11 protein-coding genes are annotated in these 16,126 nt (G+C 36.2%); 10 read left to right on the top strand and 1 reads right to left on the bottom strand.

Annotated elements, in window-relative coordinates:
- Positions 1-44 precede the first annotated feature (44 nt).
- Positions 45-926 (top strand): UTP--glucose-1-phosphate uridylyltransferase GalU, encoded by an 882-nt coding sequence (gene galU / locus ACYCS5_RS11800; protein WP_459761089.1) that lies wholly within the window; start codon positions 45-47, stop codon positions 924-926.
- Positions 927-1,017: 91 nt separating this feature from the next.
- On the opposite strand, the gene ACYCS5_RS11795 is transcribed toward galU, so the two are convergent.
- The gene (locus ACYCS5_RS11795; protein ID WP_459761088.1) at positions 1,018-3,474 is read right to left on the bottom strand and encodes an O-antigen ligase family protein; all 2,457 of its coding nucleotides are present in this window, start codon (positions 3,472-3,474) and stop codon (positions 1,018-1,020) included.
- A gap of 142 nt (positions 3,475-3,616) precedes the next feature.
- Between ACYCS5_RS11795 and rfbA the strand changes: the two genes are divergently transcribed.
- The 9 genes from rfbA (at position 3,617) to rfbB (ending at position 16,125) form a co-directional block, all read left to right on the top strand.
- The gene (gene rfbA / locus ACYCS5_RS11790) at positions 3,617-4,498 is read left to right on the top strand and encodes a glucose-1-phosphate thymidylyltransferase RfbA (RefSeq protein ID WP_117290398.1); all 882 of its coding nucleotides are present in this window, start codon (positions 3,617-3,619) and stop codon (positions 4,496-4,498) included.
- Between the two features lie 59 nt (positions 4,499-4,557).
- A complete protein-coding gene (locus ACYCS5_RS11785) occupies positions 4,558-5,919 on the top strand; it encodes an ABC transporter permease (RefSeq protein WP_341040428.1) in 1,362 nt (453 codons plus the stop codon).
- A 15-nt stretch (positions 5,920-5,934) separates the two neighbouring features.
- Positions 5,935-7,146: an ABC transporter ATP-binding protein gene (locus ACYCS5_RS11780; RefSeq protein WP_341040141.1), complete on the top strand. Its 1,212-nt coding sequence runs from the start codon at positions 5,935-5,937 to the stop codon at positions 7,144-7,146.
- Positions 7,147-7,151: 5 nt separating this feature from the next.
- The gene (locus ACYCS5_RS11775; protein ID WP_459761087.1) at positions 7,152-8,618 is read left to right on the top strand and encodes a class I SAM-dependent methyltransferase; all 1,467 of its coding nucleotides are present in this window, start codon (positions 7,152-7,154) and stop codon (positions 8,616-8,618) included.
- Positions 8,618-12,439, top strand: a complete 3,822-nt coding sequence (locus tag ACYCS5_RS11770; RefSeq protein WP_459761086.1) for a glycosyltransferase — start codon at positions 8,618-8,620, stop codon at positions 12,437-12,439. The genes ACYCS5_RS11775 and ACYCS5_RS11770 overlap by 1 nt, the downstream gene beginning before the upstream one ends.
- A 64-nt stretch (positions 12,440-12,503) precedes the next feature.
- Positions 12,504-13,433 (top strand): NAD-dependent epimerase/dehydratase family protein, encoded by a 930-nt coding sequence (locus tag ACYCS5_RS11765; RefSeq protein ID WP_341040138.1) that lies wholly within the window; start codon positions 12,504-12,506, stop codon positions 13,431-13,433.
- On the top strand, positions 13,433-14,407 hold the full coding sequence (locus ACYCS5_RS11760; RefSeq protein WP_341040137.1) for a glycosyltransferase family 2 protein: 975 nt from the start codon (positions 13,433-13,435) through the stop codon (positions 14,405-14,407). The genes ACYCS5_RS11765 and ACYCS5_RS11760 overlap by 1 nt, the downstream gene beginning before the upstream one ends.
- 96 nt (positions 14,408-14,503) lie before the next feature.
- On the top strand, positions 14,504-15,052 hold the full coding sequence (rfbC, locus tag ACYCS5_RS11755) for a dTDP-4-dehydrorhamnose 3,5-epimerase (protein ID WP_117290409.1): 549 nt from the start codon (positions 14,504-14,506) through the stop codon (positions 15,050-15,052).
- 53 nt (positions 15,053-15,105) lie between these two features.
- A complete protein-coding gene (rfbB, locus tag ACYCS5_RS11750) occupies positions 15,106-16,125 on the top strand; it encodes a dTDP-glucose 4,6-dehydratase (protein ID WP_459761085.1) in 1,020 nt (339 codons plus the stop codon).
- The last annotated feature ends 1 nt before the right edge of the window (position 16,126 follow it).

Here is a 16,126-nt window from a genome sequence, read left to right as displayed (position 1 = left end):
ACAGTATATCTATCCGTTATATTGAAGACAAAGGAGTTTAACCTATGAAAATCCGTAAAGCGATTATTCCTGCTGCGGGGTTAGGAACCCGGTTCCTTCCTGCTACGAAAGCGATGCCTAAAGAGATGCTTCCCATTGTAGACAAACCGACAATTCAATATATTATTGAAGAGGCTGTTGCATCTGGTATAGAGGATATCATTATCGTTACTGGTAAAGGCAAACGAGCGATTGAGGATCATTTTGATTACTCCTTTGAGCTGGAGCATAATTTGACTGCCAAGGAAAAATGGAACCTGCTCAATGAAGTGCGTAAACCATCAGAGATGGCAGATATCCACTATATTCGTCAAAAGGAACCTAAAGGGTTGGGGCATGCCATCTGGTGTGCACGTAAGTTTATAGGTGATGAACCTTTTGCCGTCCTTTTAGGGGATGACATCGTTGAGTCTGAGAATCCGTGCCTCAAACAGATGATTGACGTGTTCGATGAATATCAGCGTTCTGTTGTAGGTGTAAAACAAGTGAATTGGAACGAGGTACATCGTTACGGGATAGTTGAAGGTCATGCACTTACTTCCAAAATCTCTGAGGCGGAACGATTAGTGGAAAAGCCAAAGAAGGAAGAAACCAACTCCAATTTGGCGATCATGGGACGTTATATCTTGACGCCTGACATTTTTGATATCCTGGGTCAGCAATCCGCAGGAGTAGGCGGGGAAATTCAACTGACGGACGCATTGTCCAAACTGGGAGAAAAGAGCCCCATTCTGGCCTACGAATTTGATGGCAATCGTCATGACGTTGGCGAGAAATTGGGATTCATTGAAACGACCATTCATTATGCTCTACAGCATAACGAGATTAAGGATGAAGTACTGGCTTATATGAGACAGGTTATTAAAGAGATTGACCAACAAAAATAAACATCTCACTAAACCTAACTATGCTTCCTCAATATAAAAAAAGAGACTATCAGTATGATGTAACATCATCTGCTAGTCTCTTTTTTCTTAACTATTTCTCCGATTTCAACTGTTCAATCTGCTCCTTCTCCTTCGGATCAGCCTGAATCAGCTTATCGTACAAAGCTTTGTCATCTTGTCCCTGCTGTTGCAGAGCGACGATATAATAGCGAGCGACCTCACGATTCGTAGCATCACTCAGGTCGTCCTTTAGGCCGTTTTTGAGGATGCTTGCAGCCTCAGCAGGCTTACCTGACATGAACTCAATTTTGCCAGTACTGAGTGCAATACCTGGAGTTACTTCAAAAGTACGTGGCAACTCAATTTCAGGTGGAAGCGTCTTAATATGGGCTACCCTATCCAAAACCTGCTGATAAGCAGCAAGACCTGCTTGGAAAAACTTCTGTTCTTTAGCTGTGTCCTTCTGCTCACGTGCCTTATTGCCAATAGTGTAGGCCTGGGTAATCAACATATTGTACCAATCATTGTCCCAGTTAAATTTGTGAATATTATTTTCCAAAATGCTGAAAGCTTGCTCATTCTCACCTTTTGCTTGTAAAAGGTTAAGTTTGAAGTTATACATGGTTTTATTATACGGTTCTGCCTTCAAGCCCGTATTAAGTACCTCTATTGCAGCGTTATAAAATTCCTCTTTTTTCGTTTGGTCATACACATTCTTGTACAGTGCAGCCAATCCTATAACCGAATCCGGATGTGTAGGACGAAGCTCAAGATCTTTATTAATAGCACTTTGAATTTCCTCAAAAGATGTGCTGACCGCCATGATCTGTTTGCCATATGAAGCGGCATTAGCCGATTGCACAAAGCGAAAACCTGAGAATAGCACGACGATACTCAGAATACCAATGACTACACTGTACGTGATCCGAAAACCGGAAGCACTCATGGATAAGCGTTTAAGAGGCTTGCTGTCCATAGCAACGGCCATGCCGCCTAGACTCACAAATACCAGTATGCCCATGAACACGTAACTCATATTAAAGTCCAGTAAGCTGTGAAGTAAGATTGAGAGTGCCAGAATAAGGTACAGAAAGTGAGAATCTCGCTCTTCATCATTTTGTCTAATATAGCTACGAGTATATTTGTAGAAAATATATAAGATAAATGACATTAAAATTACAAAACCGAAAATACCTACTTCAACTAGGTACTGCATGAAAAAGTTATGGGCCTGACGGCTGCTATAAGGATAATCCTGATATTCTTCGTATAAAGATGCCCAACCGCCGCCGCCAGTGCCAATAACAGGATGATCTTTAATCAATTTGGCAGCATCCTGATAGAATGCAATTCGTTCAAGTACACTATGCTGGCGGAAATTAATGTTTTCCAACCGGACCTGAACATTCTCCGGCAGTACGCTGCGCAGGCCAGTTCCTATTAACAGAAAAGCCAGCAAGCCAATCACCACAACTGATCCGACAGGTAGCCACAGGTTGGAGAACTTGCGGGAGGTCCATCCTGTGAGGGCATTTTCCAGCTTTGGTGCCAGATAACGTTCAACAACCCACAGTACAACAGTTACAGCCAGGGAGACACCAATAAGTAACCCCCAAGCCTTCGCAGCCTCTCCGCCGTTGTAGGTCTTGTTGAGCTGTAAACCCATATTTGTAATCGGCGCCAAGATAGATATTGACACTACACCAGCAATGGCGCAATGTAAAATCCATATAATTTGGCGTGCTGGTTTAAGGAAAAGCAGGAGCAGGACGAACACGACTGGCAGCATAACCAGACCGCCCCGTGATAAGGTCAGGAATAGCGAGACCAAAATGGGCACCAACATGAAGCCGTGAATAGCCTTGCCATACCATAGTTTCGATTTCATCAGACAGAAAACGGCAGCGAACAGGAAAGCCATTAGGAAGGCGGCATATGTATTCGCATATTGGAACACCGATGTCAGCCGGAGACCATTTGTATCTGTCATAACTGCATTGGTATAGCGATACTGATACACATATTGGCTAAACCAGCCTACCATCTTGCCGGCAAGTACCCACTGTCCGAACCAGTTAATGAAGCCAAATCCTACGATGATATAAGCAACAGTCATAATCAGGTTGTGAATAATCTTATTGCCTAAACGATCCTGGAGTAGATAGATTGAAATGATAAACAGGGCAGCATATATGCATTGTACCACCACCATATTCATGGCCAGGTAATGCGAAGCTGCTGACGTCAGTGAAAGCACATAGGTCAGAGGAAGCAGTAATACTAGTACAACTAGCCAATCCCTTTGCTCTTCTAGCTTGAATTTTTTATAATAGGTTACGATTCCTAAAATTAATAGAATCGTGCTGATGATCAAAGCCCAATACAGAGGCTTCTCAAAGTCGAGCATTTGACCATTAAAAAGTGCAGCCTGGAAGGGGGCCCAAGCTAAGAACAAAATCATGCCAACAATTAACACCCAAAATATAGCCGGCCTTTTATCGTCACGGGTCGACGTTTTGGCCTGTTTCCCGTATACTGGATTCGACAAGGTTTACAATCTCCTTTTCTTGTAGATACGTCAATATTTTAGCACAAATATGATAGTTGAGATACTTTTTGCTCAAGCGTTGTTGAGTAAATGAGAATGTTACTGGATCTTGTTGTGAAAATTAAAAAAAGGAGAGTTATTAATGAAAGGAATTATTCTTGCTGGAGGTTCAGGAACAAGGCTTTATCCTCTGACTAGAGCCGTTTCAAAACAAATGCTTCCAATTTATGATAAGCCTATGATCTACTACCCTTTATCTGTGTTGATGTTAGCGGGTATAAAGGAAATCTTGCTTATATCTACCCCTAGGGATATACCCTTTTTCAAGGAGCTTCTCGGAGATGGCGGGGCACTAGGTATTTCGATTGAATACAGCGTTCAAGAGAAGCCTAACGGGTTAGCTGAAGCGTTTATTATTGGGGAATCTTTTATAGATGGCGATCCTGTAGCCCTTGTCCTTGGGGATAATATTTTTTATGGACTAAACTTTAGTAAGACGCTACAAAGAGCATCCGAACTCACTGAGGGAGCCATAATTTTTGGATGCAATGTGAAAGATCCAAGAGCATATGGAGTTGTAGAATTTGACAATGATTTTAACGTTTTATCAATTGAAGAGAAGCCTGAGCATCCAAAATCTGATTACGCTATTCCAGGTCTTTATTTTTTCGATAGTAAAGTTGCGGCTTATGCTAAACAAGTCACTCCTTCAGCACGTGGAGAGCTTGAAATAACTTCTGTTATAGATAAGTACTTAAATAATAGAAGTCTGAAAGTAGAGCTTATGGGAAGAGGTATGGCTTGGTTAGATACTGGTACTCATGAATCTTTGCTAGAAGCCTCCAATTTTGTTGAAGCTATACAAAAGAGGCAAGGGTTATATATATCTAGCATTGAAGAAATAGCTTATCGTATGGGCTACATTAACAATCGTCAGCTTTCCGATTTAGCTAGACCGCTTATGAAAACTGATTATGGAAAGTATCTGCTTGATTTAGCTGAGAGTAGCAAAGTTAGCTTATGACATTGTCAATATGATGAAAAATTGAAAAAGGGGTTATCTACTTGCGATTCTCTTTGAAAGTGAAGTGGGGTCTTGTATTTGTGATCAGTGTGCTGGTCTTCTCCGTTCTGCTAAATTTATTTATTCAGACGCCCACTACTATGTACTTAAAGATGTCGGTTAAAAGCAAAATCGAAGATGATTTCCAGGTTTACCTAATGGATACAAAAAAAGGTTCTGTATTAAGCGAAGATAACTCGGTGTCATTGCTCTATTCAACTCCTGGTGTAAGTCAGGAGTTGAAGTTTCGTTTAAATACCGATATTAATAAGATTAGATTGGATTTAGGAAGTAAACCATCTTTACTGATGGTGTCTGATTTTAAAATAGCCTCACTGCTTAAAAATTATGAGTTTAGCATTAATAATATTTCAACGAAGAAAAGTAACCAGATTTCTAAATATGATATCCTTGATTCAGCAGTAAGCATTGAAACAGCTGGCAATGACCCGTATGTTTATGTTTCGCTTCCTCCGAATAACAAGGAGAGGATATTAGAAGATAATACATTAGTAAAGCACTTTATTTGCCTCGGCATTTCTCTTATTTTATCTATACTGTTATGTTTGCTTTTGAAAATAAGAAAAGAAGTGTTTGGACTTCTGAAGGAACTCTATCAGAACAAAGAACTGATTTACCGTCTTTCGCTGAACGATTTTAAAACTAGATATGCTGGTTCTTATTTAGGGATTATTTGGGCCTTTGTTCAGCCAATTATAACAGTCTTGATTTATTGGTTTGTATTTGAAGTGGGATTTCGTTCAGGTCCTGTTCAAAATGTACCTTATATCCTCTGGCTGATTGCTGGAATTGTTCCATGGTTCTTTTTTGCTGAATCATTAGGTAATTCAACTAATGCTCTTTTAGAATATAATTATCTTGTGAAGAAGGTTGTTTTTCAGATAAGAGTTCTTCCTTTTATGAAAATCCTATCAAGTGCTTACGTACATTTGTTTTTCATTTTAATCATTGTACTTATATATGGAGTGTACGGTTTGTTTCCAGATGTATATTATTTACAGTTATTGTATTACTCATTAGCTGCATTCGCTTTAGTTTATAGCATGTCGTTAATAACAAGTTCATTAATTCTTTTCTTTAAAGATCTGGGGCAGATTATTAGTTTGGTTTTGCAGTTTGGGATGTGGCTTACACCGATACTCTGGAATGAGAATATGCTTCCGACTCAATTCAGATGGATTTTGAAGATTAACCCGGCTTATTACATTGCCGAAGGATATAGGGACTCTCTGATTTATAAAGTTTGGTTTTGGGATAGGTATAATCAGTCAGTTTACTATTGGGCACTTACTTGTTTGTTGTTCATAGTAGGGGTGTTCATAATGAAAAAATTGAAGCCTCATTTTGCTGATGTATTGTAGGGATGGTGTTGAATTATGAGTGATTCAGTAATTTCAGTTACTAACGTATCAAAAGTCTATAAATTATATGATGCTGCTATTAACCGTTTAAAGGAGTCTTTAAGTATACGGAAAAAGAAGTATCATAAAGAATTTTATGCACTAAATGATGTGTCTCTTTCAGTAAGTAAGGGAGAAATTGTTGGTTTAGTCGGGAAAAATGGCTCTGGAAAATCAACTCTGTTGAAAATTATCACTGGAGTAGTCTCTCCCTCAATTGGTGAAGTTACTGTCGAAGGAAAAATTTCTGCTTTGCTTGAATTAGGAACAGGCTTTAATCCTGAGTATACCGGAATCGAGAATGTGTTTCTAAATGGAATGATCATGGGTTTTTCAAGAGAAGAAATGGAGAGAAAACTTGATAAGATACTTGAATTTGCTGATATAGGCGATTTTATTCATCAGCCTGTAAAATCTTATTCGAGCGGTATGTTTGCAAGATTAGCATTTTCGGTCGCTATTAATGTTGAACCGGAAATTTTGATTGTCGATGAAGCTTTAGCGGTTGGGGATTTAAAGTTTCAATTAAAATGTATGGATAAATTTAATGAGTTTAGAGAAAGAGGTAAAACTATACTATTTGTTTCCCATGACATTAATAGCATTAAGCGATACTGTACCAGAGCAATATGGTTAAACGAGGGTAAAATAGAAGCTCAAGGTGACACGGAGACCATATGTGATCGATACACTGATTATTTAAAATATGGCGATGACAGAGCGAAAGGCAAAGTTTTTGGCGCCGATGTTAACGAAAGAGTATTAAATAAAGATGTAATTGGTTTTATTGAAAAGGTTACATTGTTAAATGAAAATGGAGAGGAAATATCAGATATAACATACGGAAAAAAATGTACTCTTAAAATAGATTATGTAATGAATGATGATGTAGTGGATATTGTGATAGGGGTTGCAGTACATTCGATAGATAACATATATGTTTGTGGTTTAAATACTTTGTTGGATGAAGAAAAGATTATATATAATAAAGGTTACAATACCATATATTTAAAATATACTGATTTTAATCTTTTAGGAGGGAGCTACTACTTTGATGTAGCTTTATTTGAAAGAAACGCTCATGTTCCGATTGATTATAAGGCCCAGGTCTGTGAGTTCTTTGTTAAAGCTGCTTATATTGCTGAAGGTCTTTGCGTATTACCCCATTCTTGGAGTACGAAAGGATAATCATAATGAAATATGATTTTGAATTGGACCTGACTTCGAATAATTCGTTGGCACTGATTTCAAAAAAGATCAGAAAGCATGCAACTATATTGGAATTTGGCCCTGCCGCAGGGCGTCTTACCCGTTACCTGAAAGAAAAGCTTGAATGTGATGTATACATTGTTGAAATTGACCAAGATGCGGCTGAGAGAGCTCTTCAATATGCCAAAGATGGAATTGTTGGAGATATTGAAGAAATGAAGTGGTTGGATAAATTTGGGGAAATCCAGTTCGACTACATTATTTTTGCAGATGTACTGGAACATTTGTATGACCCTAAGAGAGTTCTTAGCGCTTCTGTCAATCTGCTAAAAGATGATGGAGCGATTTTACTTTCGATACCAAATATTGCTCATAATAGTGTCATTATTGATATGATGAAAAGTCAGTTTAAATACAGAAGTACTGGGCTTCTTGATGATACACATGTCCGCTTTTTTACCTATTATACATTATTGGAAATGATTGATGAATGCAATCTGATGACAGTAAGTGAAGAAGCTGTTATAAAAAAAGTGGGCGAAACAGAAATCGGCAGTTACTTTGATGGCTTGCCTAATTCAGTAGCTTCATATCTTAAAAACCGGCATTTAGGAGATGTCTATCAGTATATTTTTGTAATGGGTAAAAAGGGAATTCATTCTGGTACAGCATTCTTTAAAAATATTTCCGCCAAAAGTAACTACTATTATTCTCAGTTATATATAGACACAGGGGCAGGATTCAGTGAAAATCAAACTATTATTAATACACAGCAATATAATGGTGTAATAGAGTTTGATCTTAAAGATTATGAGCAAATAAAAAAACTAAGATTTGATCCATTGAATGTGAGTTGTTCATTGAGAGTAGATAGAGTTGAACTTCATATGAGCGATGGATCAGTACTAAAAGTGGAAGGTTATGAAAATAACGCCGACTATCAATTTAATGGTTTTCTATTGTTCTTTCACGAAGACTCTCAATTTATCTTTGAAAAGCCTAGAGGAAATTCTAACATAGAAAAGTTAATTTTGAATGTTGCTATGCTAGATGTTGAAATAGACCAATATAATTACACTACGGAATTATTAAATAACCAAGCAAATTTAATAAAAGATAAAGAGATTGTTGAAAATCAATTACTATCCGCTCAAGGGTTAATATCGTCTTTATCAAATGAAAAAAAAGAATATATCAATGAAATCGAACAATGTAAGCGGGAAATTGAAAATTTAGAGGCAATAAATATAAATCTTGTTGACGAGCTGGGATTCTTAAATGAAGAGAGCAAAGTGAGAACGGATGAACATGCGAAACTTACTAATACTCTGTCTCTTCAAATTGAAGAGTTGAAGAAAGAAATAGAAAAACAGTCTTTACAATTAAATCAAATCCACTCTTCTAGGAGTTGGAAATTAATTTCTAAAATTAAGAAATTGGGTGTGCGTTAATGTTACTGAGTGAAAAGATCAACCTTATAACTTCTATAATTGATAGAAATACAGTTAAAAATAATATGCTAAGAAGTTCCATCATATTTAAGCTCAGTGACGTTGATAATTTAAATGTTAATGCAGATGCTACTTTAAATATCAATGAAGCTGATAAAGCTGCAGAAATAACGTTTGAAGTGAAAAAAGATATTAAGTTTTTGAAGTTTATATATAATATATATAATGATAATGACCAAGGTAGTATTGTGTTAAATTGTTATGGAACGAATGGGGAATCTCAAGTATTTGAGGTAGGAGCCTTTTCGGGACAAAGTATTGCCTTTTATTTGAAGGCAGATTTTAATATTAAAAAAATTATTATAAGTATTTCTACTGAATATACTTTTAATATCAGTCAGCTTGAACTTATAGGAATCACAAAGAGCGAATACAAATTTAATAAAATAAAACAATATTCTTTGAAATTAAATAGACTTGTGAAATTGCAACCTCATTTGCGGGGGAAATTTGTGCAAGAAATAAGAACAGCAGGACTAAAGCCAGCTTTGCAAAAGGTTAAGCAGAAGTTATATCACAATGATCCCAAGGATAATATTATAGTGATGGGTAATGAACTCATACTTAGTCCTTTATCCTATGCTTCCACTAATAGTATACTTTTTATTGTACACGATGCTCAAAATGCTGGAGCTTCTATACTTTCTTTAAATATGATTCGAGTATTAAAAGAGGTCTATCACAAGCAGGTCATAGCAATTTTGCTCAAAGGAGGGCCACTTGAGAAGGACTTTTCAGATGTAGCTGATGTAATAAACTTACATCAAAACTCTTTGTCTAATTTGGAGAATGAAACGGAAGTATCCCGGATTATTAAGTCTATTCGAAAACGTGGAGTAACTTATTGTATTGCGAATTCTGTGGTGTCTAGTATTCTTGTTGAACTTTTGGAGAAAAATGAAATTAAAACCATCTCACTTATTCATGAACTTCCTACTTCTATTCAGACTTATAATTTTGTGCAGGCTGCCAACAATGCAGCACGGTATGCATCAAAAATTGTATTCCCTAATCAATTTGTTAAAAATAGCTTTCAACAGTACTTTGATCTTCATGAAGACAGAGTACTCATTAAGCCTCAGGGAATATACAAGAAGAGGTTACATCGGTTAAACAAGAACTCTGCAAAAGAAAAATTATGCGAGGAACTGGGGATTAGTACAAGTTCAACCATTCTACTTGGCTGTGGTTATGGTGACTTGAGAAAAGGTCTTGATTCATTTTTTTCCTTAGCTAGAGAGTTGATTTTAAATTGCAATTGTAAAGATATTCATTTTGTATGGATGGGTGGTACAGAACAAGTATTAGAGAGATGGTTAATGCATGATGCACAGACTCTGAAGATTGAAAAGAATATTCATATGATGGGATTCCAAAAAGACCCACTTCCTATCTTCGAAGCGGCAGATATGTTTGTTCTCACATCTAGAGAAGACCCTTTTCCATCCATAGCCTTAGAAGCAATAGACAATGCAACGCCTGTAGTTACTTTTGAAAACAATGGTGGAATGGCCGAGCTTATAACTGAATTAGGGGTTAGAGCAACTCCATACTCTGATATTCATTTGATGGCTCAGGAGATTATGAGGATATTAAACAATAAAGATATCTATGACGCAATTGTACAAAAAGGACATGAAGTTATTGAAGAAAAATTTAATTTCACTAAATATGTTGGTGATATTTTAAGTAGTATCAACTCTGAGGTTTATCGAATTCCTGATTTGAAAGTATCGGTAATAGTACCTAATTATAACTATGAATCTTTTATTGAAGAGAGACTCCGTTCCATCATTAATCAGACAGTAACTCCATATGAAATTATTTTCCTTGATGATGTCTCTAAGGATAATAGCGTAGAGTTGGCTAAAAGAATGTTAGAGCAAACTTCAATAAAGCATAAGATTATCGTTAATAAAGAGAACATTGGATGCTTTGGTCAATGGATTAGAGGCATTCAGGAGGCTTCAGGAGATATAATCTGGATTGCTGAGGCAGATGATCTGTGCGAACCTGTTCTTTTGGAGAGATTACTTCCGTCTTTTTCAGATCAGGAAGTGAATCTGGCGTATTCCCAGTCACAAATAATAGATGAGCATTCCAATAAAGTGAATTATCATTACACACAATATACTGATGACTTATCTGTAGAAAAATGGCGAGTACCATATTGTATTAATGGAAAAGATGAATTAGTTCAAGGACTTGCTATTAAGAATACGATACCCAATGCTAGTGCAGTGTTAATGAGGGCTTCTGCTTTACAGGGGATTTCAGAAAAACTAAGTGATTATAAAATTGGCGGAGACTGGTTTGCTTATCTCTATCTTCTACGACAAGGTAAAATTTATTTCACACCTGAAGTGTTAAACTATCATCGTAGACACTCACAAAGTATAATTAGTGTAAATGAGCAAACACAAGAACTTTATAAAGAGATATTAAGGATCAAAAACTTTATTATTGATAACTACGAATTGCCTCTGGATATAGTAGGAAGTTTTGTTGAACAGGTGGCTAAGGATTATGAAAGACTAGGCTGTAAAGGATATGGAAGCAAAAATATTCTCGATAATGATGAATTATCAGAAATGTATTTAGCCTTGAAAGATAGAGCGTTCCAAAAAAGTAGTCAAGTAAATTATTTGTGTGAACAGAAAAAAATATTGTTTGTAACTCCCGATTTTGAAGTTGGTGGAGGACAAATGCTAGTTATAAGGCTTGCTAATTTTTTTGCTTCTTTTCAGAAGGTATACATTTATAATGCAAGACCCTGGTTGTTGGAGGAAAGTGTATTAAAAATGGTTTCTCCATCAGTTGAAATTTTACCAAGCAAAGGGGACCCGGAAGAACTAAGAGGATATATTGAAAAATTTAATATAACTACAATTAATTCTCATATTTGGTGGTCTGATAAAATTACTTACTTGGCTGTTAAAGAGATGACATCAGTTAATTGGGTGTTATCTATGCATGGTTGTTACGAGGCATTGTTGCAGAACCCTGATTGGGATAATGACTTCTTGCAGTTGGTTCCTAATGTACTAGAACGTGCAAATCATATCATTTATGCTACGAATAAAAATTTGAAAATTTTTAGCGAAGTTAACATAAGTGATAGCAGTAAAATCAAAAAAGTGTACTATGGATATGACCTACAAAGTATTCCTTCAAAAAATAAAGAAAGTATTGGTATACGGGAAGGGGAATTTGTTTTTGGTCTAGTGTCCCGAGCCATTAAAGAGAAGGGCTGGGAAGAGAGTATTAAAGCTCTTATTCAATTAAATAACAAAAATCAATCTAGAAGTCATCTTATTCTTGTTGGCGAGAGTGAATACTCCAAAATGCTTAAAGAAAAATATAAAGATATTGATTATTTGCATTTTGTAATGAATTTACATGAGCCTTCTGAATGGATCGGTTGGGTTAAGATTTTTGATGTTGCATTATTACCAACTTATTTCATCTCTGAGAGTCTACCTAACTCTATTATAGAATATTTAGCTTACAACAAGCCTGTCATTACAACGAATATTGGTGAAATTAAACAGATGATCTATTCGGAAAAGGTTGATAAATTTGCGGGAATATTACTTGAGTTAAACGGCGAAGGAATAGTTAATACGGATGATATATACACTTCAATGTTAACATTACAAAATGATTCCCAAAAGTATGAGGAATTAAAAAGTAATACTGCTCTGCTTTTTAAACAATTCAGCATGCGTAACTTTGCCCGAGAATATTTCAATGTTTTCTAAATTTTTTTTAAAGTCACCAGTTGTAGTACTGGTGACTTTAAAAATGTAGAGAGGAAAAATCCTAATGAGTACGATAGTTTTTGGTGGAGCTGGGTTTATAGGCACAGAACTGATTAAAAGACTCTGTAGAGAAAACGTGAGCACCACACTTTATGATAGAAATTTAAAAAGCAAAAAACTGCCTGATGAAAATTATAATATAATTGAAGGGGATTTTTTTTTAGAGACTGACTTCAGAAATATTCTAAAGGGACATGATACCATTATACATTTGATAAGCAGTGTTACTCCATTTTCTTCAATGGTAAGTATTGAAGATTCTTATCAAAAAGATGTGGTGAAAACATTGGAGATGGTTGAAGCTGCAAAAAACGAAGGAATCCAAAAAATAGTCTTTGTTTCTTCAGGAGGAACGGTATATGGTAATAACTCTTCGGAACTATTAAATGAAGATATGCCGTGTGTACCTTTGAATCATTATGGAATAATGAAACTGACTATAGAAAGAATCCTATTAATGTATAATAAACTATTTGGTATGAAAAATATTATACTTAGGGTTGCTAATCCATATGGCAGGGGACAAAATCCGGAAAAGAAGATAGGGGCTATTTCAATATTTTTGCAGCATGTCTTAAACCAAGAGCCTATTTCTATATACGGAGATGGGAAAATTGTCAGGGATTATATTCAAATTTCAGATGTTTGCCAGGCAATCGTATCTGCCTTGCAGTATAGCCCTGATTCTTATGATACAGAGCCCATATTTAATATAGGTACAGGTGTGGGAGTATCGCTATTAGATATAATTTATGAAGTTGAAAATGTATCGAAAATCAAGGCGCATATTAATTTTCTAAGTGAGCGAAGTATCGATGTCAAAAGTAGTATACTAGATTCGTCGAAAGCTAAACGCTACTTAGGTTTTGAAGCTCAGGTAAGCTTGCAAGAAGGAGTAAACGATCTTTACAACTTTTTAAGAAGGAAAATCTAATGAGAGTATCAATTGTTATTCCTAATTATAATGGTGCTAAGTTTCTTCCAGGCTGTATTAATTCATTAAAAAAACAACTTTATACTGATTATGAACTGATTTTAGTTGATAACAATTCTGAAGATAATAGTGTTACTGTCGCAAGGGAATTGTTCAATGAAATACAAATAATTAGTATGGAAGGAAATACAGGGTTTAGCCGGGCAGTCAATGCTGGGATCCGAGAAGCTAACGGTGAATTTGTTGTACTGCTTAATAACGATACAGTAGCAAAAGAGAATTGGCTTGGATGTTTGGTTACATGTATGGAGGAGAATTCCACTGCTTTTTCTTGTTCGAGTAAGATGATCATGTATAATGATCAGGATAAGATAGATGATTCAGGTGACGCATACACTATTTTCGGATGGGCTTACCAAGAAGGGAATGGTCAATCAATCAAGCACTTCAATAAAAATGTTGAAGTTTTTAGTTCGTGTGCAGGTGCTGCGATATACCGGAGGGAGTTGTTTGACAGGATTGGTTTATTTGATGAGGCTTTTTTTGCATATCTTGAAGATGTAGATATTGGATACAGGGCACAACTGATGGGCTATAAAAATATATTTTGCGCAACAGCTGAAATATATCATATCGGTAGTGCAACTACTGGTGGTGGGTACTCTCCTATTAAAGTAAGACTATCGGCGAGAAATAATATATATCTTATATATAAGAACATGCCCTTTTTTCAACTGGCTATTAATATGCCTTGTTTGATAATAGGACACTTATTTAAATATATGTTCTTTAAGAAAAAGGGCCTAGCCAATTATTATGTTGAAGGAGTGCAGGAAGGGCTTAAAGAAAGAAAAAAGCTAAGAAAAACACAACATGTAAAAGCCAGTCGCTATATTTATATTCAATACTGGCTTGTATTTAAAGGAATCTATTATGCTTTTCATAAATTAAAAAGGATGATTATTCATATATAAATGGTTCAAAGCCTAAAAGCACAATTATTGAGCAGTATCATATAATAAAAAACTAAGCATGGAACCTATACAATATAAATAAGTGGGGGATTACTCATGATAGTAAACTCTTTAAAGTTACATGATGTAAAAATTATAGAGCCCGTAGTTCATGGGGATCATAGAGGATTTTTTATGGAAAGTTATAATGAGCAATTGTTAAAAGAAAAGGGAATCGATTGTACCTTTGTTCAAGATAATCATTCTTTATCTGCTGAACCAGGTGTGATACGCGGGTTGCATTATCAACTCGAACCTAAAGCCCAAACTAAACTAGTCCGTGTTATTTCTGGAGCAATTTATGACGTTGCTTTAGATATCCGTCATAGCTCGCCAACTTTTGGTAAATGGATAGGAGTGATTTTGAGCGAATACAATCAACGTCAATTATTGGTTCCAAAGGGTTTTGCACATGGGTTTTGCACCCTTACTCCTAATACACAGGTAATTTATAAGGTTGATGAATATTACTCGCCAGAGCATGATCGTGGGATTCTATGGAATGACCCAGCTTTGGATATTAATTGGCCTATTTCACAGGCGATACTCTCTGAAAAAGATGAGAAACATCCCGTTCTTGCTGAGGCTGATTTAAATTTTAATTAAAGATAAGCTTATTTGTTTTGAAATTTAAGGGAAATTAAAATTGGAGGGTTTTTATGAAACTTCTTGTCACTGGCGGAGCTGGATTTATTGGTAGTAACTTTGTTATGTATATGCTGAAGCAATATCCACATTATCATATAGTAAATGTAGATGCTCTAACATATGCGGGGAATCTTGAGAATCTCAAATCAATCGAAAAGAATCCAAATCATACTTTTGTGAAGGCAGATATAACTGATGTACATGCAATGGACCGGTTAATGAAACAGGGAATCGATATTGTTGTTAACTTTGCTGCTGAATCACATGTGGACCGTAGTATTTTGGAACCTGATATTTTTGTGAAAACAAACGTAGTAGGGACACAAGTGCTTCTGGAGGCTGCCAAAAAGTATGGAGTTTCTAAGTTCGTGCAGGTTTCAACAGATGAAGTATATGGTTCTCTCGGAGAAACAGGTTTATTTACAGAAGAAACTCCTCTTCAGCCTAATAGCCCGTATTCAGCATCTAAAGCTGGCGGTGATTTGCTTGTTCGTGCGTATCATGAGACCTTCGGTCTGCCTGTTAATATTACACGGTGTTCGAACAATTATGGACCTTATCAATTTCCAGAAAAGTTGATACCACTAATGATTTCGCGTGCATTGAACGGACAAAAGCTTCCAATCTATGGCGATGGAATGAATATTCGGGATTGGCTCTACGTAGAAGATCATTGTAGTGCAATTGATCTGGTTATTCATCAGGGCGAATTAGGTGAAGTGTATAATATCGGGGGCAATAATGAACGAACCAATATTCACATTGTCAAGACCGTGCTTGAGGAACTCGGTAAGCCGGAATCACTTATTAGCTATGTAGAAGATCGTCTTGGTCATGATCGTCGCTACGGTATAGACCCAAACAAAACAATGAACCAACTCGGCTGGAAGCCCAAGCATTCTTTTGAAACGGGGATTAAAGAAACAATTCGTTGGTATCTGGAGAACAAAGATTGGTGGACACGTATCCAGTCGGGAGCTTATCAAGAATATTATAAAAAACAATATGGGCATAGGCTGGAGGACATTTAAT

The organism is Paenibacillus sp. SEL3 (assembly GCF_054602585.1).
The sequence above is the reverse complement of the archived record's forward strand: the minus strand, read 5'-3'. Positions and strand labels throughout refer to the sequence as shown.

What these genes read in the sequence shown, in the direction of transcription:
- galU (WP_459761089.1), top strand. Translation starts at nt 45, where the DNA reads ATGAAAATCCGTAAAGCGATTATTCCTGCTGCGGGGTTAGGAACCCGG.
- rfbA (WP_117290398.1), top strand. Translation starts at nt 3,617, where the DNA reads ATGAAAGGAATTATTCTTGCTGGAGGTTCAGGAACAAGGCTTTATCCT.
- ACYCS5_RS11780 (WP_341040141.1), top strand. Translation starts at nt 5,935, where the DNA reads ATGAGTGATTCAGTAATTTCAGTTACTAACGTATCAAAAGTCTATAAA.
- ACYCS5_RS11775 (WP_459761087.1), top strand. Translation starts at nt 7,152, where the DNA reads ATGAAATATGATTTTGAATTGGACCTGACTTCGAATAATTCGTTGGCA.
- ACYCS5_RS11770 (WP_459761086.1), top strand. Translation starts at nt 8,618, where the DNA reads ATGTTACTGAGTGAAAAGATCAACCTTATAACTTCTATAATTGATAGA.
- ACYCS5_RS11765 (WP_341040138.1), top strand. Translation starts at nt 12,504, where the DNA reads ATGAGTACGATAGTTTTTGGTGGAGCTGGGTTTATAGGCACAGAACTG.
- ACYCS5_RS11760 (WP_341040137.1), top strand. Translation starts at nt 13,433, where the DNA reads ATGAGAGTATCAATTGTTATTCCTAATTATAATGGTGCTAAGTTTCTT.
- rfbC (WP_117290409.1), top strand. Translation starts at nt 14,504, where the DNA reads ATGATAGTAAACTCTTTAAAGTTACATGATGTAAAAATTATAGAGCCC.
- rfbB (WP_459761085.1), top strand. Translation starts at nt 15,106, where the DNA reads ATGAAACTTCTTGTCACTGGCGGAGCTGGATTTATTGGTAGTAACTTT.